18 protein-coding genes and 1 tRNA gene are annotated in these 18,995 nt (G+C 67.4%); 6 read left to right on the forward strand and 13 right to left on the reverse strand.

The genetic code is table 11. The annotated features are described in order from the left end of the window. Positions 1 to 7 precede the first annotated feature (7 nt). From CHB86_RS13930 to CHB86_RS13950, 5 genes are all read right to left on the reverse strand, one after another. On the reverse strand, positions 8 to 880 hold the full coding sequence (locus CHB86_RS13930) for a polyprenyl synthetase family protein (protein ID WP_089233676.1): 873 nt from the start codon (positions 878 to 880) through the stop codon (positions 8 to 10). Continuing rightward, positions 877 to 1,119, reverse strand: coding sequence for an exodeoxyribonuclease VII small subunit (locus CHB86_RS13935; protein WP_089233677.1), 243 nt, complete (start codon positions 1,117 to 1,119; stop codon positions 877 to 879). Before CHB86_RS13935 ends, CHB86_RS13930 begins: the two co-directional genes overlap by 4 nt. Continuing rightward, positions 1,116 to 2,051: a histone deacetylase family protein gene (locus tag CHB86_RS13940; RefSeq protein ID WP_089233678.1), complete on the reverse strand. Its 936-nt coding sequence runs from the start codon at positions 2,049 to 2,051 to the stop codon at positions 1,116 to 1,118. Before CHB86_RS13940 ends, CHB86_RS13935 begins: the two co-directional genes overlap by 4 nt. A gap of 68 nt (positions 2,052 to 2,119) precedes the next feature. Beyond that, positions 2,120 to 2,854 (reverse strand): response regulator, encoded by a 735-nt coding sequence (locus tag CHB86_RS13945; RefSeq protein WP_089233679.1) that lies wholly within the window; start codon positions 2,852 to 2,854, stop codon positions 2,120 to 2,122. After that, positions 2,851 to 3,363, reverse strand: a complete 513-nt coding sequence (locus CHB86_RS13950) for a MarR family winged helix-turn-helix transcriptional regulator (RefSeq protein ID WP_089233680.1) — start codon at positions 3,361 to 3,363, stop codon at positions 2,851 to 2,853. The genes CHB86_RS13945 and CHB86_RS13950 overlap by 4 nt, the downstream gene beginning before the upstream one ends. 156 nt (positions 3,364 to 3,519) lie before the next feature. On the opposite strand from CHB86_RS13950, the gene CHB86_RS13955 reads away from it, so the two are divergent. Together CHB86_RS13955 and CHB86_RS13960 are read left to right on the forward strand one after the other, a co-directional pair. Further along, a complete protein-coding gene (locus tag CHB86_RS13955; protein WP_089233681.1) occupies positions 3,520 to 4,389 on the forward strand; it encodes a branched-chain amino acid aminotransferase in 870 nt (289 codons plus the stop codon). A 61-nt stretch (positions 4,390 to 4,450) separates the two neighbouring features. Beyond that, positions 4,451 to 4,924 (forward strand): hypothetical protein, encoded by a 474-nt coding sequence (locus tag CHB86_RS13960; RefSeq protein WP_089233682.1) that lies wholly within the window; start codon positions 4,451 to 4,453, stop codon positions 4,922 to 4,924. Positions 4,925 to 4,956: 32 nt separating this feature from the next. Here CHB86_RS13960 and CHB86_RS13965 read toward each other — a convergent pair whose 3' ends face one another. The 4 genes from CHB86_RS13965 to mtgA all read right to left on the reverse strand — a co-directional run bounded on the left by CHB86_RS13965 (position 4,957) and on the right by mtgA (position 7,864). After that, on the reverse strand, positions 4,957 to 5,154 hold the full coding sequence (locus CHB86_RS13965; RefSeq protein WP_089233683.1) for a hypothetical protein: 198 nt from the start codon (positions 5,152 to 5,154) through the stop codon (positions 4,957 to 4,959). 102 nt (positions 5,155 to 5,256) lie between these two features. Then, complete coding sequence (gene queG / locus CHB86_RS13970) at positions 5,257 to 6,288, reverse strand: tRNA epoxyqueuosine(34) reductase QueG (RefSeq protein ID WP_089233684.1); 1,032 nt, start codon at positions 6,286 to 6,288, stop codon at positions 5,257 to 5,259. A 96-nt stretch (positions 6,289 to 6,384) separates the two neighbouring features. Continuing rightward, the gene (gene fzlA, locus CHB86_RS13975) at positions 6,385 to 7,050 is read right to left on the reverse strand and encodes an FtsZ-binding protein FzlA (RefSeq protein ID WP_089233685.1); all 666 of its coding nucleotides are present in this window, start codon (positions 7,048 to 7,050) and stop codon (positions 6,385 to 6,387) included. Between the two features lie 58 nt (positions 7,051 to 7,108). After that, on the reverse strand, positions 7,109 to 7,864 hold the full coding sequence (gene mtgA, locus CHB86_RS13980) for a monofunctional biosynthetic peptidoglycan transglycosylase (protein WP_089233686.1): 756 nt from the start codon (positions 7,862 to 7,864) through the stop codon (positions 7,109 to 7,111). 168 nt (positions 7,865 to 8,032) lie between these two features. Between mtgA and CHB86_RS13985 the strand changes: the two genes are divergently transcribed. Beyond that, positions 8,033 to 8,539 (forward strand): hydrolase, encoded by a 507-nt coding sequence (locus CHB86_RS13985; RefSeq protein WP_089233927.1) that lies wholly within the window; start codon positions 8,033 to 8,035, stop codon positions 8,537 to 8,539. An 82-nt stretch (positions 8,540 to 8,621) separates the two neighbouring features. Here CHB86_RS13985 and gltB read toward each other — a convergent pair whose 3' ends face one another. From gltB to CHB86_RS14000, 3 genes are all read right to left on the reverse strand, one after another. Next, complete coding sequence (gene gltB, locus CHB86_RS13990; protein WP_425445426.1) at positions 8,622 to 13,172, reverse strand: glutamate synthase large subunit; 4,551 nt, start codon at positions 13,170 to 13,172, stop codon at positions 8,622 to 8,624. Further along, entirely contained in the window at positions 13,169 to 14,008 is an 840-nt protein-coding gene (locus CHB86_RS13995) for a hypothetical protein (protein WP_176442879.1), read from the reverse strand. Before CHB86_RS13995 ends, gltB begins: the two co-directional genes overlap by 4 nt. A gap of 77 nt (positions 14,009 to 14,085) precedes the next feature. Next, entirely contained in the window at positions 14,086 to 15,522 is a 1,437-nt protein-coding gene (locus tag CHB86_RS14000; RefSeq protein WP_176442880.1) for an NAD(P)-dependent oxidoreductase, read from the reverse strand. A 218-nt stretch (positions 15,523 to 15,740) separates the two neighbouring features. On the opposite strand from CHB86_RS14000, the gene CHB86_RS14005 reads away from it, so the two are divergent. Continuing rightward, on the forward strand, positions 15,741 to 16,544 hold the full coding sequence (locus CHB86_RS14005; RefSeq protein ID WP_089233689.1) for an undecaprenyl-diphosphate phosphatase: 804 nt from the start codon (positions 15,741 to 15,743) through the stop codon (positions 16,542 to 16,544). Between the two features lie 78 nt (positions 16,545 to 16,622). Here the strand turns inward: CHB86_RS14005 and CHB86_RS14010 are convergent, their stop codons facing one another. Further along, the gene (locus tag CHB86_RS14010) at positions 16,623 to 17,603 is read right to left on the reverse strand and encodes a complex I NDUFA9 subunit family protein (RefSeq protein WP_089233690.1); all 981 of its coding nucleotides are present in this window, start codon (positions 17,601 to 17,603) and stop codon (positions 16,623 to 16,625) included. Positions 17,604 to 17,776: 173 nt separating this feature from the next. Here CHB86_RS14010 and CHB86_RS14015 point away from each other — a divergent pair. Next, a tRNA-Leu gene (locus CHB86_RS14015) sits at positions 17,777 to 17,863 on the forward strand. A gap of 190 nt (positions 17,864 to 18,053) precedes the next feature. Further along, positions 18,054 to 18,941, forward strand: a complete 888-nt coding sequence (locus tag CHB86_RS14020; RefSeq protein ID WP_089233691.1) for a DMT family transporter — start codon at positions 18,054 to 18,056, stop codon at positions 18,939 to 18,941. Positions 18,942 to 18,995 lie beyond the last annotated feature (54 nt).

The raw sequence follows: 18,995 nt of genomic DNA on the forward strand, positions 1-18,995 counted from the left end.
GCCGGGCTTACTTCTCGCGGGCGATAACGAACCGGGCCGCAGCCCGCAAGGTCCCCGCCGTCGCACCAAAGGGGGATAGCGCCTCTTCGGCCTCTTCCACAAGGGCTGCGGCCCGCGCCTTGGCGCCATCCAGCCCGAGCAGAGAGACGAATGTCGCCTTGCCGGCGTCCTCGTCCTTGCGGAGCCGCTTGCCGGCGGTCTCCGCATCCCCCTCGACGTCCAAGATGTCGTCGGCGATCTGGAAGGCAAGGCCGAGCGCGGTTGCATAGGCGGAAAGCGGTGCCGGATCGGCCCCGGCCAGACGCGCGCCGGCCTCGGCCGACCAGCGGATCAGCGCGCCGGTCTTGTTGGCCTGCAGCTCGGTGATCTGCGCCAGCGTGAGCGGCGCGGCGGCGGTCTCGGCGGCGATGTCCTGCGCCTGGCCGAGCACCATGCCGCGGGCGCCGGCGGCCTCGGCGAGCGTCGCGATCAGCGCCACGCGGCGGGCCGGGTCGGGAGCGCAGCCTTCCCGCGCGAGCAGGTCGAAAGCCAGCGTCTGCAGGGCATCGCCGGCCAGGATCGCCGTCGCCTCGTCCCATCTGACATGCACGGTGGGCTGGCCGCGGCGCAGGTCGTCGTCGTCCATCGCGGGCAGGTCGTCATGAACCAGCGAGTAGGCGTGCACCGCCTCCACCGCCGCGGCGGCCCAGACCGACTGGCTCTCGGGCACGTCATGCAGCCGTGCGCTCTCCATCACCAGCAAGCCGCGCAGCCCCTTGCCGCCGGTCACGGCATAGCGCATCGCGGCGATGACCGGCTCGTTGCCGTAGCCCTGCAATTCCGTGGCAAGGCAGGCCTGAACCCGGCCTGCCGCTTCTGCCAGCGCTGTCTGGAAGGTCATTGCGGGTCGAGCGGCGCCGTGCCGGTCGGGGTGCCCTGGGCGTCGGTGGTGATGGTCGCCACCTTTTCCTCGGCCGCCTTCAGCTTGGCCTCGCAATGGGCCTTGAGCGCCTCGCCGCGCTCGTAGAGCGAGATCGACTCCTCCAGCGGGACGTCGCCCCGTTCCAGTTGCGAGACGACCTTCTCGAGGTCGTTCATCGCTTCCTCGAAGCTCATCTGTTCCACCGGCTTGTCGCTCATCCGCCCTGCTCCATCAGAACCTTCACATGCGCCGCCGTGCAGGCGGCCAGCGCCTCCAGATCATAGCCGCCCTCGAGAGTCGAGACCACGCGGCCCCCGCAATGCCGCCGGGCGAGGGCGCAGATCTGCTCGGTGGCCCAGGCGAAATCCTCGGCGGTGAAGTTGAGCTGCGCCAGCGGATCGGCGACATGGGCGTCGAAACCCGCGGAAACCAGCACCAGTTCGGGCGCGAAATCCTCCAGCGCGGGCAGGATCTGCCCCTCCATCGCGCGGCGGAAGGCGGCGCCGCCGGCCCCGGGCGGCAGTGGCACGTTGATGATGTTGCCGTGCGCGCCGGTTTCGTGCGCAGAGCCGCTGCCGGGGTAGAGCGGCATCTGGTGGGTCGAGGCAAAGAGCACGCGGGGCTCGTTCCACAGGATATCCTGGGTGCCGTTGCCGTGGTGGACGTCGAAATCGACGATCGCGACCCGGGTCAGACCGTGGTGGTCGAGCGCGCGCTTGGCCGCGATGGCGATGCTGTCGAACAGGCAGAAGCCCATCGCCATGGTACGCTCGGCGTGGTGCCCCGGCGGGCGGATGGCGCAGAAGGCATTGGTCACCTCGCCGGCCAGCACCGCGTCAACCGCCGCGACATTGGCGCCCGCCGCCCGCAGCGCCGCGGTCATCGAGCCGGCCATGACGTGGGTGTCGGCGTCGAGCGACACCCAGCCCTCGGCGGGGATCGACGCCTCGATGAACGCAACCTGCGCCTCGGGATGTGCCCGGAGTATCTCGGATCGTTCGGCCAGAGGCGCCTCGCGCCTGTCGAGCGCGTCGAACTCCGGCCCGGCCAGCGCCGCGAGCACGGATTCGAGCCGCGAGACCCGTTCGGGATGGCCCTCCGGGGTCACATGGCCGAGGCAATCGGGATGGGTGAATAATGCGGTTGTCATCTGCAGCCGCCCTCCCTGTTCTTCGGTAGCGCGCCGCCCCTTCGGCGGCGCTGTCCGTTCACGCCCGATCAGTCGGGCGCGAGCATGTATCCGGCCCCCCGCACCGTCTGAAGGTAGCGCGGCTGGCGCGGGTCGGTTTCGATCTTGCGCCGCAGCCGGGTGATCTGCACGTCGACGGCGCGTTCCTGCGCCTGTCCGCCGTCGCGGCCGAGATCCTCGACGAGCTGCGCGCGGCTCAGCGCCTGGCCCGGGGCCGCGGCGAAGATCCGCATGAGCTGCGATTCGGTTGCGGTGAGCCGCACCGGCTCCTCGCCGCGCCACATCTCGGCACGGTCGATGTCGTAGCGCACCGGCCCGAGCCGCAGCACCTTGGGCAGGGTCGCGGCCGGCTCCTCTGTCGGCATCCGGCGCAGGATCGCGTTGATCCGCAGCAGCAGTTCCTTGGGCTCGAACGGCTTGGCGAGGTAGTCGTCCGCCCCGGCCTCGAGCCCGGCGATCCTGTCCTCGGTCTCGCCCCGCGCGGTCAGCAGCAGGATCGGGGTGGCGAGCCGCTGGCGCAGCGCCGCGGTCAGGCTCACACCGTCCTCGCCCGGCATCATCACGTCGAGCACGATCAGGTCGAACTCCAGCCCCGACAGCAGCCGCCGCGCCTGTTCGGCGTCGCGCGCCGCGCTCACCAGGAAGCCGTGGCGCATCAGGAATTTCTGCAACAGCCCGCGAATCCGCTCGTCATCGTCGACGATCAGCAGATGCGCGTCGATCTCGCCGCTGCCCTGCACTCCCCCCGCCTCCTTCTGGTTCATAGGCCGTTCTCCGACAGCCTCTGGTACCGCCTGCGCATCTCGGGATCCATCATCTCCTCCAGCACCGTCCGGAACCCGGCGACCGCCGCCGGCCCGGCCGAGCGGAAGGCGTCCCGCATCCGGGCCTGCTGCACGTCGCTCAGCTCGCGCTCCAGCAAGGCGCCCTCGGCGGTAAGATAGAGATGACGTTCGCGCTTGTCTCGGGTGCCGACCCGGCTCTCGACCAGCCCGTCCTCGATCAGCGTGCGCAGCACCCGGTTCAGCGATTGCTTGGTGACCCCGAGAATCGCCAGCAGGTTGTTGACGGTGGTGCCGTGGGAGCGGTGGATGAAGTGGATGGCCCGGTGATGCGCCCGCCCGTAGCCGCGGGATTCCAGGATCCTGTCGGGGTCGGAGGTGAACCCCTTGTAGGCAAAGAACATCGCCTCGATGCCTTTGCGCAACTGCTCGTCGGTCAGGTAGAGCAGCGTCTCGCCGCGCTGGCCTCCGCTTGTCGGTCCGTCCGCCATATCGGATTCCGTCTTTCTTCCGTTCTTCACGTTTTATGTCAGCCTTGTTGACATTGCCAGAGCCAACTGCTAGCTCCGATCAGATTTTGCGCAACTTTGCGTCCGAAACGGACATAAATTGCGCAACTTTTGAAAACCACGCCAAGGAGAGAGACGATGGCTGGCGCATATGACGATCGAGATGGGTTCATCTGGATGGACGGGCAGCTCGTGCCCTGGCGCGAGGCCAATGTGCACGTACTGTCCCACGCGCTGCATTACGCCTCTTCGGTCTTCGAGGGCGAGCGTTGCTACAACGGCAAGATCTTCAAGGGCGTCGAGCATTCCGAGCGCCTGCTGCGCTCCGGCAAGCTGCTGGACATGGATATCCCCTACACGGTCGAGCAGATCGAGACGGCCAAGTACGACATGCTCAAGGCGAACGGCTGGACCGACGCCTACGTGCGCGTCGTCGCCTTCCGTGGCGCCGGTGAGGACATGGGCGTCAGTTCCGCCCGTAACCCGGTCCGCATGGCGGTGGCCGGCTGGGAATGGGGCGCCTATTACGGCGACGCCAAGATGAAGGGCGCCAAGCTCGATATCGCCAAGTGGAAGCGCCCGAGCCCCGAGACCATCCCGACCGCCGCCAAGGCCGCCGGGCTCTACATGATCTGCACCATGTCCAAGCACACCGCCGAGGCCAAGGGCTGCTCCGACGCGCTGTTCTTCGATTTCCGTGGCTACGTGGCCGAGGCCACCGGCGCCAACGTGTTCTTCGTCAAGGACGGCGAGGTGCATACGCCCGATCCGGACTGCATTCTCAACGGCATCACCCGCCAGACGGTGATCGGCATGCTGCGCGACAAGGGCATCAAGGTGCATGAGCGCTACATCATGCCCGAAGAGCTCGAAGGCTTCGAACAGTGCTGGCTGACCGGCACCGCGGCGGAAGTGACCCCGGTGGGCCAGATCGGCGACTACACCTTCGAGGTGGGCGCGCTGACCCGCGATATCGCCGAAAGCTACGAGAAGCTGGTCCGCGCCTGACGGCCGCGAATTCGGCCCGGCCTTAACCTCTCCTTGAGGCGGGCCGGGCCATCCTGCGGCCATGGACAAGACAGCCCGTGCGCCGCGCCCCCAGCGGCAGATCTCCGTTCTGGTCGCGCTTGTCGTGGCGATCGCCACCCCGGCGACCACGGCGCTCAGCTATTACAAGCTGACCGGCGACCCGACGTTCCGGCCGCTCGCCCTGACGGTCGAACGGCTGATCGCCGGCGGCGTGGATGTGGATTACGAACATGTCCGGGCGGTGGTCCATGCAGGCGACACCGCCGAGGATCGCGCCCGCGCCCAGCGTCTGGGGGAGGGGGTGCAGGTGGCCTTCTACGGCAAGGGGATCGACGCCCTGGTGCAGTACGAGATCGTCGCCGGCCAAGCGCCCCCCACCGTCACCTATCACGTCGCGAGGCGCAGCTTCGGTCCCTACACCGGGGCTGCGGCGGCGCAGGGCGTCCGCGCCGCCTTCGAAGCTCTTCGATTGAACAAGGCCGCGGCACAGGCGGGCAGGGAGCACAGCTGGTAGGCCTCGCCCCACCGAACGCCGATGCCTTGGGTTCAGGCGCTGTAGCCGCGGTCGATCTTCAGAAAGGCGCGATAACGGATGGCCGGGTTGTGCGGGCCCTTCGCGCGCCGGGCAAGCGCGACGGCTGCCGGGTGCGACCCTTCCGGGGCCAGGCGGCGGCGCACGGCGGTAAAGGGCGCGAAACGGCCCGTATCGCGGTCGCGGTTACGGTCGAGAACATGTTTGGACATGATTTCCTCCGGGGTTGACTCGCTCTGTCCTCATCTATGTGCCGAACCTTAGCAGAGGAACCCCTGCCGCCCAAATGACCTGTGACAAGCTCCGGCCCGGGATCAGCCGGCGAGGCGCGCCAAAGCCCACCCTGCGGCATCGGCGACGGCCGGATCCGGGTCCGAGACCAGCCCCGCGGCCACCGGCGCCAGCCGCCGCTCGCCGGAATTGCCGATCGCATAGAGTACGTTGCGCACGAACCGGTCGCGTCCGATCCGCTTGATCGGCGAGCCGGAGAACCGCGCGCGGAACCCGGCATCGTCGAGCCGGGCCAGCTCCTCGAGCGGCGGCGCCTCGAGGTCGGGCCGCGCGGCATAGCGCAGCTCCCGCGCCGCGACCGCGAACTTGTTCCAGGGGCAGGCAGCCAGGCAATCGTCGCAACCGTAGATCCGGTTGCCCATCCGCGCCCGCAGATCCTCCGCCACCGGTCCGCGATGCTCGATGGTCAGGTAGGAGATGCAGCGCCGCGCATCCATCCGGTAGGGCGCCACGAAGGCCTCGGTCGGGCAGGCGTCGAGACAGGCCCGGCAGGAGCCGCAATGGTCCACCTCCGCCGTATCCGCCGGCAGCTCGAGCGTGGTGAAGATCGACCCGAGGAAGATCCAGTTGCCGAGCCCCCGGCTCACCAGGTTGGTGTGCTTGCCCTGCCAGCCCAGCCCCGCGGCCTGCGCCAGCGGCTTCTCGGCGACGGGCGCGGTGTCGACGAATACCTTCACCTCGCCACCGGCCTCCGCGATCAGCCATCGCGCCAGCCGCTTCAGGCGTTTCTTGACCAGGTCGTGGTAGTCCCTGCCCCGTGCATAGACCGAGACGTTCCCGATCTCGGGCCGGCCAAGGTCTTCCCGCGGATCATGCTCGGGCGTGTAGCTTTCGGCCAGCATCACCACGGAGCGCGCCTCGGGCCAGAGCGCCGACGGATCGCCACGCCAGCCCATCCGCTCCGCCATCCAGGACATCTGCCCGTGAAACCCCTGCGCCACGAAGGCGCCGAGCGCCTCCGGCACATGCCCGATGGCATCCGGCCGGCAGATTCCCGTGGCCACGAAGCCCTCGGCCAGCGCCTGCGCTTCCAGCCGCTCCTTCAGCCCCTCCACGGCGCTGCGCGATCTTCTTGGTGAAAATACCCTCGGGGGGAGGCCGGGGCCCTGCCCCGGACGGGGGGCAGACAGCCCCCCTCGCCGCCAGCCGTCTCAGAAATCCAGGTCGGCATATTGCACGGACGGCGGGAAGCCCGGGACCTGGTCGGCCAGCAGCCCCCGGAAGGCCGGGCGCGACTTGATCTTGGCATACCAATCCTTGACGTTGGCGCTGCGGTTCCAGTCGACGTCGGAGATGTAGTCCAGCGCCGAGATATGCGCCGCCGCCGCGAAATCGGCCAGCGACATCGCGTCGCCGGCGAGCCAGCGCCGCTGGTCGAGCAGCCAGTGCATGTAGTCGAGGTGATACTTGATCGCCTTGGCTCCGGCCTTCACGTTGCGGCTCTCGGGATAGCCCATCTTGGTGATCTTCTTGTTCACCCGCTCGTAGAGCAGGTTGGCGGTCACCTCGTGGTGGAACTTGTCGTCGAACCAGGCGCAGAGCCGGCGGACCTCGTAACGGTCCTCGGGCTTGCGGGGCAGCAGTTGCGGGTCCGGCACGATCTCGTCGAGATATTCGCAGATCGCCTGGCTCTCGGCCATGACCCGCCCGTCCATCCGCAGCACCGGGACCTTGCCCGCCGGGTTGCGGCGCAGGAAATCGGCGTCCTGCTCCCAGTAGCGTTCCTCCACCAGCTCCACCTCGATCCGCTTCTCGGCCAGCACGAGGCGGACCTTCCGGCAGAAGGGCGAGAGGGGGACGTGGTAAAGACGGTTCATTTTGACTGGCTGCTCGATCGGAAGAATTTCCTTTTCTTGCCGTGCCGCGCCGATGTTTTCAATCCTCGAAACAATCCGCCCGGCCATCGACGGCGATCGTCGCGGCGCCATCGGCGATGGAGGCGGCCCGGCTGCGCAGCCAGGGTGTGGGATTGGCGGCATCCCGCCGCTTCGGGTCGGGCAGGACGGCGGCGATCCGCGCCGCCTGGGTCGCGGTCAGGTCGCGCGGGTTGGTGTTGAAGTAGCGATGCGCGGCGGCCTCGATGCCGAAGACGCCCTCGTCCATCTCAGCCACGTTCAGGTAGACCTCGAGGATCCGCTTCTTGGGCCAGACGATCTCGACCACCGGCGTGATCGCGCCCTCCAGCGCCTTGCGCAGCCAGCTCCGCCCCTGCCAGAGGAACACGTTCTTGACCGTCTGCTGGCTGATCGTCGAGGCGCCACGCTGCGCCCCGTCGTCCAGCGCGTCGCGGATTGCGGCCATGTCGAAGCCCCAGTGGAGGCAGTAGTTCGCATCCTCGGCGGCGACGATGGAACGGGGGACGTGGACCGACATGTTCTCGATCGCCACCCATTGCCGGTCGACCGTGCCGAGCCGCTGCTTCTCGGACCAGATGGTATGCGTGGTCGGCGGGTTCACGAAGCGGAACAGGATGATCAGCGCCAGCAGCAGCAGGGGGGGTACCAGCATCAGCCGCAGGAACCAGCGCCAGCTCGACACGACGATACGCACCGGCAGGGCCTGGCGCCGCGCCTGTGTCTTCTTCGCCTTGCCCTTGGCCGGCGCCTTCTTCTTGCTGCTCGTCCTGGCCACGGCTTCGTCATGCCGCCCGGCAGGGGGACCGTCAAGCACAGAGCGGCACAGGGGGCCGCTGGCCTCGTCGCGGGGCGCGGTCAGTGCGGATCGGGCAACAGGCTGTTGACCGAGGTCATGGCAAGCGAGGCGCGACAGGCCGAGGATGGGCGGCGGGAGGATACGACGATGAAGACGAACGCACTTCCTCACTACGACGACCGTATCAACACCACCGGATGCTGCCCCCGGTTCAATCCCGAGGGCTGGGACGGGGTGGCCCTGCATTTCGAGGACAAGCCCTTCCTGCGGGCCGAGACCCGCAGCGCCATGCACGTTCCGATCAACATGGGCAGCACGTTCGAGCGGGTCGGCACGCGGATGGAGGCGGCGGGCGCGCTCGACACCGACAACATGATCGTCCTAAGCCGGGACCTGTCGCCGTGGAAGGCGGAGCACCTTTTCGCGACGGACAGGCCGGTGGAGGGGGAGGAGATGACGACGCTGTCGGGCGATTTCGTCACCAAGGTCTTCGAGGGTCCCTATCGCGAGGCACGGGCCTGGTACGGGGAGATGGAGCAACTGGTGCGGGATCGCGGCGCTGAGCCGTCGGACATCTACTTCTTCTACACCACCTGCCCGAAATGCGCCCGCGCCTACGGCGAGAACTACGTGGTGGGTGTCGCGCGGATCTGAGGGCCGCACGGCTCCGCCTGGCGGAACGCAAACGGGCCGCCCTGATCGGGCGGCCCGGTGGCGCTGTTGCTGGGGATCCGCCTTATTCGGCCGGGATCGCCCCTTCCTCGGTGGTCAGCGGGAAGGGGATGTGGACCAGCATTTCCTTCGGGCAGATCTGGACGAAATGGCCCAGCTCCAGATCCCAGTGCTGCAGCAGGTTCGCGGCCTTGGCGGATTCGGTCTCGGCGACGTGGCGTTCGATCAGTTCCCGCAGTTCGGCTTCCCAATGGGGGTGGGTCACCGGGCAGGTCACCAGCGTCTCCATGTTGATCAGCTCCTGCGCGCGGCCGTCGGGATCGTAGACATAGGCCATGCCCCCGGTCATGCCGGCGCCGAAGTTGGCGCCGATCGCGCCGAGGATCACCGCGACCCCGCCGGTCATGTATTCGCAGCCGTTGGAGCCGCAGCCCTCGATCACCACCTTCGCGCCCGAGTTGCGGACCGCGAAGCGCTCGCCCGCGCGGCCGGCGGCAAAGAGGTAGCCGTCGGTTGCGCCGTAGAGCACGGTGTTGCCGATGATGGTGTTCTCGTCCGCCTTGAGCGGTGAGTTCATCGGCGGGCGCACCACCAGCGTCGCGCCGGAGAGCCCCTTGCCGACGTAGTCGTTGGCGTCGCCCGCGACCTCGATCTTGAGCCCCGGCGCGCCGAAGGCGCCGAGCGACTGGCCCGCGGAGCCGGTGAGCTTCACGGTCAGGTGGTCGGGCTGGAGCGCGTTGCGCATGCCGAAGCGCTGCACGATGTGGCTCGAGGTCCGCGTGCCGATGGTCCGGTGCGTGTTCTGCACGGCGTAGGAGAGCTGCATCTTCTCGCCGTCTTTCAGGAAGCGGCTGGCATCCTTGACGATCTGCGCGTCCAGCGTGTCCGGCACCGCGTTGCGGGGCTTGTTGACGTCGTAGACGATCTCCTGCGCGCCATCGACGGTGATCAGCAGCGGGTTGAGGTCGAGGTCGTCGAGATAGGCGTTGCCGCGGCTGACCTGGGCCAGCAGGTCGGTGCGGCCGATCACCTCGTCGAGGCTGCGGGCGCCGAGCTCGGCCAGGATCTCCCGGACTTCCTGGGCGTAGAAGGTGATGAGGTTCACCACCTTGTCGGCCGTGCCGGTGAACTTGTCGCGCAGCTTCTGGTCCTGGGTGCAGACGCCCACCGGGCAGGTGTTCGACTGGCACTGGCGGACCATGATGCAGCCCATCGCGATCAGCGCGGCGGTGCCGATGCCGTATTCCTCGGCGCCGAGCATGGCGGCGATGACGATGTCACGCCCGGTGCGCAGGCCGCCGTCGGTGCGGAGCGTCACGCGGTCGCGCAGCTTGTTCATCGCCAGCACCTGGTGCGCCTCGGTGAGGCCCATTTCCCACGGCAGGCCGGCGTACTTGATCGAGGTCGCCGGGCTCGCGCCGGTGCCGCCGTTATGGCCGGACACCAGGATCACGTCGGCCTTGGCCTTGGCCACGCCGGCGGCGATGGTGCCGACGCCGGAGGAGGCCACCAGCTTGACCGTCACCTTGGCGCGCGGGTTGATCTGCTTCAGGTCGTAGATCAGCTGCGCGAGGTCCTCGATCGAGTAGATGTCGTGGTGCGGCGGCGGCGAGATCAGGGTCACGCCCTTGGTGGAGTGCCGCAGGCGCGCGATCAGCTCGGTGACCTTCATCCCCGGAAGCTGGCCGCCCTCGCCGGGCTTGGCGCCCTGGGCGACCTTGATCTCTAGCTCCTCGCAGTGGTTCAGGTACTCGGCGGTGACGCCGAAGCGGCCCGAGGCCACCTGCTTGATCTTGGCCGAGGGGTTGTCGCCGTTGGGTTCGGGCACGAAATGCGCCGGATCCTCGCCGCCCTCGCCGGAGTCGGACTTGGCGCCGATCCGGTTCATCGCGACGTTGAGCGTCTTGTGCGCCTCGGGCGAGAGCGCGCCGAGCGACATGCCGGGCGTGACGAAGCGCTTGCGGATCGAGGTGATGCTCTCCACCTCCTCGAGCGGCACGGCACGTCCGAGCGGCTTGAAGTCCATCAGGTCGCGCAGGTGGATCGGCGGGTTGGCCTGCATCTTCTTCGAATACTGTTTCCAGAGTTCGAAGGAGCCGGTGTTGCAGGCGGTCTGCATCATGTGCATCGTCTGCGCGCCCCAGGCGTGGGTCTCGCCGGACTTGCGGGCCTTGTAGAAGCCGCCGATGGGCAGGATGTCGGTGCCGCCGAGCCAGCCCTTGGCGTGGATCTTCTCGGTCTTGCGCTGGATGCCGACGATGCCGATGCCGGAGATGCGGCTGATCATGCCGGGGAAGTATTCCGCCACCATGGCGCGGCTGAGGCCGACGGCCTCGAAGTTCAGGCCGCCCCGGTAGGAGGAGATCACCGAGATGCCCATCTTGGACATGATCTTGAGCAGGCCGGCGTCGACCGCGGCGCGGTACTTGGCCACCGCTTCGGTCAGCGAGCCCTCGAGCAGGCCGCGCTGGATCCTGTCGGCGAGGCTGTCCTCGGCGAGGTAGGCGTTCACCACCGTCGCGCCGCAGCCGATCAGCACCGCGAAGTAATGCGGGTCGATGCATTCGGCCGAACGCACGTTGAGCGAGCAGAAGGTCCGCAGGCCCTCGCGGGTGAGCCAGGAATGCACCGCGCTGGTGGCCAGGATCATCGGCATCGGCACCTTGTCGGCCGACTGGTAGTGATCGGTCAGCACGATGTGGCCGGCACCGGAGCGCACCGCTTCCTCGGCCTCGGACCGGATCCGGGCCAGCGCTTCGCCGAGGGCGTTGTGATGCCCGTCGGCGGCGAAGGTGCAGTCGATCTCCACCATCGGCGCGTTGAAGTTGCGCACCAGCTCGTCGAACTGCGCGTTGCCGACGAAGGGGCTGTCCAGCACGATGATCTCGGTCTGGCTGCTGTCCTCGTCGAGCACGTTCTTGAGGTTGCCGAAGCGGGTCTTGAGGCTCATCACCCGGTATTCGCGCAAGGAGTCGATCGGCGGGTTGGTGACCTGGCTGAAGTTCTGCCGGAAGTAGTGGCTGAGCGGGCGGTATTGCTCGGAGAGCACCGCGGCGGGCGTGTCGTCGCCCATGGAGGCGATCGCCTCCTTGCCGTCCTCGGCCATCGGCAGCAGGACCTGCTCCAGCTCTTCGACCGAGAAACCGGCCGCGATCTGCCGCTTGCGCAGGTCGGGCCCGGTGAACATCGGCTTCTCGTTGACGCGGGCGAGCAGCTCGTCGAGCTCGTTGATCTTGCCGACCCATTCGCCGAAGGGCTGGGAGGCGGCGAGCCGGTCCTTGATCTCGGTGTCGCGGTAGAGCTTGCCTTCCGCCATGTCGACGGCGATCAGCTGGCCGGGGCCGAGCGCGCCCTTCTCGACGACCGTGGTCTCGTTGGTGGGCACCATGCCGACCTCGGAACCCGCGATCAGCAGGCCCTCGCCGGTCACCACGTACCGCATCGGGCGCAGGCCGTTGCGGTCGAGTCCGCCACAGACCCAGCGGCCGTCGGTCATGGCAAGGGCGGCCGGGCCGTCCCAGGGTTCCATCACCGAGTTGACGTAGGAATACATGTCACGCCAGGCCTGCGGCAGTTCCACCGCCTGCATCGACCAGCTCTCCGGCACCAACATGGTCTTGGCCATCGGCGCGGAGCGGCCGGCGCGCACGAGCATCTCGAACACCGAGTCGAGCGCGGCGGAGTCGGAGGAGCCCTGCGCGATGATCGGCTTGATGTCCTCGGCGAGCTTGCCGAAGGTCGCGTGGGCCATCCGGATCTCGTGGCTCTTCATCCAGTTGACGTTGCCCTTGAGCGTGTTGATCTCGCCGTTGTGGGCGAGCATGCGGAAGGGCTGGGCCAGCCACCATTGCGGGAAGGTGTTGGTGGAATAGCGCTGGTGATAGATCGCGAAGGCGCTCTCGAAGCGCTCGTCCTGCAGGTCCGGATAGAATTCGGCCACGTCCTGCGCCAGCATCATCCCCTTGTAGATCAGCGAGCGGCAGGAGAGCGAGCAGACGTAGAAGCCCGGCACGCGGGCGGCGGCGGCGGCCTTCTCGATGCGGCGGCGGATGACGTAGAGTTCACGCTCGAAGGTCTCCTCGTCCACGTCCTTGGCGTTCGAGATCAGGATCTGCTCGATCTCGGGGCGGGTGGCGTTGGCCTTGTCGCCGAGGCACTCGATGTTCACCGGCACGTGGCGCCAGCCGTAGATGTAGTAGCCCATCCGCAGGACTTCGCTTTCCACGATGGTCCGGCAGGTTTCCTGGGCGCCGAAATCGGTGCGGGGCAGGAAGATCTGGCCCACCGCGATCAGGCGGTTGACGTCCGGCTCGTGGCCGGTGCGGCGGATCTGGTCGTAGAAGAAGGGCACCGGGATCTGCACGTGGATGCCCGCGCCGTCGCCGGTCTTGCCGTCGGCATCCACGGCGCCGCGGTGCCAGACGGCCTTGAGCGCGTTGATGCCGTCCTCGACGACCTTGCGGCTCTTCTTGCCGTCGATGGCGACGACGAGGCCCACGCCGCAGGAGGAGTGCTCGTCCTCCTCCCGGTAGAGGCCGTTCTCGGCCATCCATTCCCGCTTGGCTGTTTCGGCTTCGGCCCAGGCGGCGTCAAAGTGAGTCAGTTCCCGAGTCATTCGCGTACCCTCTGCGGTTGGGACAGCTTGCGGCCCGGGGCCGGCAGAAGCGTGTCGGTCGAATTCTGAAGTGCGCCGGCGGTGCGCGGCGCGGCTGTCTGTGTGGATGCCCCCTCGGTCGGGGGGCGGAACAGGATTTCCTCGGTCGCTTCGCATTCGAAGCGGGGCATCATGTCCTCGAAGCCCGGTTCGCCGGGGCGGATGAACCGGACGGGGCTGAAGTCGTTCTCCTGCTCTTCCATGCCCTGCACGAAGGTGTCGGGCCCGAGGAAGAACAGCCGCTCTTCCGGCAGGACGTACTGGTTGCCGAAGACCGCGTATTCCTCCTCGCCCGACAGGGCGTCGAGCGCGGTGGCGGTGAACTCGGTCTCGAGCAGCGTGACCCCGTCGATCACGACCTCGCGGCCGGTCAGGCTGTCCGTCCCCTGGTGGACAATGTCGCGAACGCCGTCGGGGCCGGTCTCGCGCATCACGAAGGCGTAGCTGTCCGTGCCTGTGTCCATCAGGTTGCTGAGCGAGGCGGGGTCGGGGCCGTCTTCCACCAGGAATTCGCGACGCCCGTCCTGGAAGTAGCGGCTGTCGAGCCACTGGAACTCCGGGCTGTAGACGGAGACCGAGAACAGCCCGTCGAAGGTGTAATGCGCCTCCCAGGTGTTCTGGTCCGGGTCGGCCTCGCAGCGCCAGTAGTGGGAGACGCCGCATCCCTTCATCTGGACGGTCAGGAACCCCTCGCAGCCCTCGGGAACCTGCACGCCCGACTGGGCATGCGCGGCGGGCGCCGCGGCGGCGAGCGCCACGGCAAGACCTGCAATCCGATGAGCCTTCCAGAGTTTCATGTTCATTCCAGAGCTGTCAGATCGGGTGCCGGACCGTTGTACGATCCGGCCGTCACTCAACAGGGACGGCGCCGTGGTTACTCGGCGGCGACCCCGGTGCTGGTGGCGTCGAAGGCATCGAGCATCGCGTCGGCCGCCTCGCGCCCGTCGCGGATCGCCCAGACCACGAGGCTCGCCCCGCGCACGATGTCGCCGACGGCATAGACGCCGGGCATCGCCGTTTCGTGGGTGCGGAAGTTCGCCTTGACGGTGCCCCAGCGGGTCACCTCCAGCGCCTCCTCGCCCCAGAGCGCGGGCAGGTCCTCGGGCTCGAAGCCGAGCGCCTTGATCACGAGATCCGCCTCTTCGACATAATCGGCGCCCTCGATCACCTCGGGCGACTGGCGGCCGGAGGCGTCCGGGGCGCCAAGGCGCATACGCTGCACCATCACGCCGTTGACCGGATCGCCGGCGAAGCCCTGCGGCGCGGTCAGCCATTCGAAGACGACGCCCTCTTCCTCGGCGTTCTGCACCTCGCGCTGCGAGCCGGGCATGTTGGCGCGGTCGCGGCGATAGAGACATTTGACGCTCGCCGCACCCTGGCGGATCGCGGTGCGCACGCAGTCCATCGCGGTGTCGCCGCCGCCGATGACGACGACCTTGCGGCCCTCGGCATTCAGCTCGCCGCTGTCATATTCCGGAACGGAATCGCCGAAATTCTGGCGGTTGGAAGCGGTGAGGTAGTCGATCGCCCGCACGATCCCCTTGGCGCCGGAGCCCGGCCCCTGCAGGTCGCGGCTCTTGTAGACGCCGGTGGCGATCAGCACCGCGTCGTGCTTCTCGCGGATCTCGGCAAAGGAGATGTCGTCGCCCACGTTGCAGTTGAGCACGAACTTCACGCCGCCGTCCTCGAGCTGCTTGTTGCGGCGCAGGACGACCTCCTTCTCCAGCTTGAAGCCGGGGATGCCATAGGTCAGCAGCCCGCCGGCGCGGTCGTAGCGGTCGTAGACGGTGACCTGGACCCCGGCACGGCGCAGACGGTCGGCGGCGGCAAGGCCACCGGGGCCGGCGCCGATGATGCCGACGCTCTTGGCGCGCTCGACGGCGGGACGGATCGGTTGCACCCAGCCCTCTTCCCAGGCGGTGTCGGTGATGTACTTCTCCACCGCGCCGATGGTGACGGTGCCGTGGCCGGACTGCTCGATCACGCAATTGCCTTCGCAGAGCCGGTCCTGCGGACAGATCCGCCCGCAGATCTCGGGGAAGGTATTGGTGAGCTGGCTGAGCTCGTAGGCCTCCTGCAGGCGCCCCTCGGTGGTCAGGCGCAGCCAGTCGGGAATGTTGTTGTGCAACGGGCAATGCGACTGGCAATAGGGCACGCCGCACTGGCTGCACCGGCTCGCCTGCTCGGTTGCCTTGGCATCGGCGAACTCGCCGTAGATCTCCTTGAAATCATGCGCACGCGCATCCGCGGCCCGCTTTTCGGGCATCTGCTTTTCCACGGACACGAACTGGAGCATTCGCTGTTTTGCCACTGGCTTGCCTCCGTTTATCGGTTGGCGCTGATTACATCCACTGCGCAGAGAAATAAAGTCATAAACGGTGACCTAAATGGAGGTATTTTTTCGTCCCGGGGGTCTCTCGGGGTGCAAAACAACGAAGTATAAGTCAGCATCGCTTACCAACTTTGTCGCTTTTCTTTAATAATCATCTGGTTAGGATGCGCCCAAACTTCCCCTGAGGCCTCGGGCAAATGTCGCTCTTCCACATACTTCTTGTCGCGATAATCCAAGGAGTTACCGAGTTTCTGCCGGTCTCCTCCTCGGGGCACCTGATTCTCCTTCCGAATCTTACAGGGCTCGATGACCAGGGCCAGGCGATCGACGTCGCGGTGCATGTCGGGACGTTGTTCGCCGTGATCCTCTACTTCTGGCGGGACGTCCGGGAGGCCGCGATCGGCCTGGGGCGGCTGGTGCAGGGACGTGTCGACACGCCCGGCGCCCGGCTGGCCTTTCAGCTGCTGATCGCGACGATCCCGGTTGTTCTCGTCGGCTTGGTGCTGAACATGACCGGGCTGGATCAGGCGATGCGGGGGATCGCGGTGATCGGCTGGACGATGATCCTGTTCGGCATCCTGCTCTACTGGGCCGACCAGAACGGCGACGAGCGCTTCGACGCCAAGGACTGGAGCGTGAAACACGCCTGGATCATGGGGCTCTGGCAGGCGGTGGCGCTGATTCCCGGCACCTCGCGTTCGGGCATCACCATCACCGGCGCTCGGATGCTCGGCTATGCCCGCCATGACGCGGCGCGGCTGTCGATGCTCATGTCGATCCCGACGATCATCGCTTCCGGCAGCCTGCTCGGCCTGGAAGTGGCGGCAAGCGGCGACCTGAACCAGATGCGCGATGCCGCCATCGCCGCGGTCTTCGCCTTTGCTGCGGCGCTTCTGGCGCTGACCCTGATGATGCGCCTGCTGCGCAGTGTCAGCTTCACGCCCTACGTGATCTATCGCCTGGTCCTGGGCACGATCCTGCTGGGCATTGCCTACGTCTGAAATCCCGGTCGCCAGAAAGACCAGCGGCCGCGCAATCGCGCGGCCGATATCCTGTTGAGCTGAGGTGCCCGAGGCGGGTCAGGCGTTGAGGTTCCGCGCAGATTCCGTGAGCGTCTCGTACTGGCCGCTGGGCCGGTAGCGCCACAGGTACTCCGGCAGCACCGCTTCCATCGAGGTCGGCGTGATTCCGAGTTCCGCGAACCCCCTGGCCCCGTCGCTCACCACGTTGTCGGTCGCGAGGTTCTTCACCTGGTCCAGCGTCAGAGGAGCACCGATGATGCCGAAGCTGAGCTTCTCGGCGACGCCAAAGGCCCGCGCCATCAACCTGGCCGGCCCGAAGCCCATGTCGTGGATCAGGCGGCGGCGGCGGATGATCCGCAGCATCATTTCCATCAACTCGCGGAAGCTGTCCACGTCCGGGCCGCCGAGCTCGTAGATCCCCGGCGCCGCCTGGCCGGTCGCGCCAAGCACCGCCGCCTGCGCCACGTCGTCCACGTAGACCGGTTGGAACCGGGTCTCCGCACCGACGATCGACAGCACCGGGCCGAGCCGCGACATCGTGGCGAAACGGTTGAAGAACTCGTCCTCGGGCCCGAAGATGACCGACGGCCGCAGGATCACCGCATTCGGCATGTGCCGCAGCACCCCGGCCTCGCCTGCGGCCTTGGTCCGGGCGTAGTCGCTGTCTGACTCGGCCGAAGCGCCGATTGCCGAGATATGCACCATGTGCTCGATGCCTTCGGCCGCGGCCAGACGGGCGATCCGCTCCGGCCCTTCGGCCTGAAGCGCCTCGAACGTGTTCTTGCCGTGCTCGGCCAGCACGCCCACGCAGTTGATTACCGCGTCCGCCCCGTGCATTGCGGCCTTCACCGATTCCTCGTGGCGCAGGTTGCAGGGAACGGGCTCGACCTGGCCGACCTCGCCGTAGGTCCGAACGAAGAGCGCCTCGTCTGGCTCCCGCGTGGCCACCCGCACCCGCCAGCCAAGCTTGGCCATGCGACGCGTGATGTAGCGTCCGACAAACCCGGAGCCGCCATAGATCGTGACGAGCCTGGACATGGAAATACCCTCCGTACGGTGCCTTGGCATGGAGATAGCGCCCGCCGTATCGCGGAACAAGCCGCGATTGCACAGGGGGCGCCCGAGGGTGCTGATCGAGATTGGGAAAAAATCGTCAGAATGGCCGTTGACACCCCCTCGGGCCGGATATAATCACCGCGCTCACGACACCTGCCCAGGTGGCGGAATTGGTAGACGCGCTAGCTTCAGGTGCTAGTGTCCGTATGGACGTGGAGGTTCGAGTCCTCTCCTGGGCACCAAGTCTTTTCCCGCAAATGATGCACCGTACCAGCCTTCGTCAGGGACGAAGCGATCTGCGCAGCGTACGGGCGAACTGCGATTTCCGGCGAACCCGAGCCAAATCCGGCGTTCCGCATTTCGTGCGCCGCCCCCGCTGGCAAAAACCTGCGGGGTGTGTCAGGTGGGCCGTGCGTTTCACGGGAGACAGCCATGGATTTTCGCGCGCTTGGCATGGGGTTGGCCTTTGCCTTCATGTGGTCGTCGGCCTTCACCTCTGCCCGGATCATCGTGGCTCATGCGCCGCCGCTGGGCATCTCTGCGCTGCGATTTCTGATCGCAGGCGTGATCGCGGTGACCATCGCGCGGGCCCTGGGGCAGTCCTGGCGGCTGACCACCAGCCAGGCGCGGCTGACGGTGATTTTCGGGGTCTGCCAGAACGCGCTGTACCTCGGGCTGTTCTTCGTGGCGATGCAGACGATCGAGGCCTCGCTCGCGGCGATCATCGCCTCGACCATGCCCCTGCTGGTTGCGCTGGCGGGATGGGCGATTTTCGGCGAGCGGGTGCGGCCGCTGGGCGTCGCCGGGCTGGTGGCGGGTTTTGCGGGCGTGGCGATCATCATGGGCAGCCGGTTGCAGGGCGGCGGCGTGGACATGCTGGGGCTGGGGCTCTGCGTTATCGGCGTGCTGGCGCTGACCTTTGCCACGCTGGCTGTACGGGGTGCGTCCTCGGGCGGCAACGTGCTGATGATCGTGGGGCTGCAGATGCTGGTGGGGTCGGCGGTCCTGGCCCCGGCCTCGCTGCTGCTGGAGGAGTGGCGGATCGACTGGTCGACGAGCTTCGTGCTGGCCTTCGCCTATACCGTGATCGTGCCGGGGCTGATCGCGACGCTGGTCTGGTTCCTGCTGGTGCGGCGGATCGGGGCGGTGAAGGCCGCTACCTATCACTTCCTGAACCCGTTCTTCGGGGTCGCGGTGGCGGCCGTGTTGCTGGGCGAGCGGCTCGGCGCCTGGGACGTCGTGGGCGTGCTGGTGATCATGGCGGGGATCCTGGCGGTGCAGCTGTCGCGCCAGCCTGTCACAAATCCCACGCGGACGTGACGCCGGCGCGGGCTTTCGTGACATGACAGGGCGCGCGGAGCGGGGCAGATTTCA

It is taken from the genome of Tropicimonas sediminicola (genome assembly GCF_900188335.1).
GTDB classification, from domain to species: Bacteria; Pseudomonadota; Alphaproteobacteria; order Rhodobacterales; family Rhodobacteraceae; genus Tropicimonas; species Tropicimonas sediminicola.

Bases quoted from the DNA above. Each gene is read 5' to 3' on its own strand.
- CHB86_RS13985 (WP_089233927.1), top strand. From the start codon at position 8,033: ATGAAGACGAACGCACTTCCTCACTACGACGACCGTATCAACACCACC.
- CHB86_RS13945 (WP_089233679.1), bottom strand. From the start codon at position 2,854: ATGAACCAGAAGGAGGCGGGGGGAGTGCAGGGCAGCGGCGAGATCGAC.
- CHB86_RS13950 (WP_089233680.1), bottom strand. From the start codon at position 3,363: ATGGCGGACGGACCGACAAGCGGAGGCCAGCGCGGCGAGACGCTGCTC.
- CHB86_RS13995 (WP_176442879.1), bottom strand. From the start codon at position 14,008: ATGAAACTCTGGAAGGCTCATCGGATTGCAGGTCTTGCCGTGGCGCTC.
- CHB86_RS13940 (WP_089233678.1), bottom strand. From the start codon at position 2,051: ATGACAACCGCATTATTCACCCATCCCGATTGCCTCGGCCATGTGACC.
- gltB (WP_425445426.1), bottom strand. From the start codon at position 13,172: ATGACTCGGGAACTGACTCACTTTGACGCCGCCTGGGCCGAAGCCGAA.
- CHB86_RS13955 (WP_089233681.1), top strand. From the start codon at position 3,520: ATGGCTGGCGCATATGACGATCGAGATGGGTTCATCTGGATGGACGGG.
- fzlA (WP_089233685.1), bottom strand. From the start codon at position 7,050: ATGAACCGTCTTTACCACGTCCCCCTCTCGCCCTTCTGCCGGAAGGTC.
- CHB86_RS13930 (WP_089233676.1), bottom strand. From the start codon at position 880: ATGACCTTCCAGACAGCGCTGGCAGAAGCGGCAGGCCGGGTTCAGGCC.
- CHB86_RS13965 (WP_089233683.1), bottom strand. From the start codon at position 5,154: ATGTCCAAACATGTTCTCGACCGTAACCGCGACCGCGATACGGGCCGT.
- CHB86_RS14020 (WP_089233691.1), top strand. From the start codon at position 18,054: ATGGATTTTCGCGCGCTTGGCATGGGGTTGGCCTTTGCCTTCATGTGG.
- CHB86_RS14005 (WP_089233689.1), top strand. From the start codon at position 15,741: ATGTCGCTCTTCCACATACTTCTTGTCGCGATAATCCAAGGAGTTACC.
- CHB86_RS13935 (WP_089233677.1), bottom strand. From the start codon at position 1,119: ATGAGCGACAAGCCGGTGGAACAGATGAGCTTCGAGGAAGCGATGAAC.
- CHB86_RS14010 (WP_089233690.1), bottom strand. From the start codon at position 17,603: ATGTCCAGGCTCGTCACGATCTATGGCGGCTCCGGGTTTGTCGGACGC.
- CHB86_RS13960 (WP_089233682.1), top strand. From the start codon at position 4,451: ATGGACAAGACAGCCCGTGCGCCGCGCCCCCAGCGGCAGATCTCCGTT.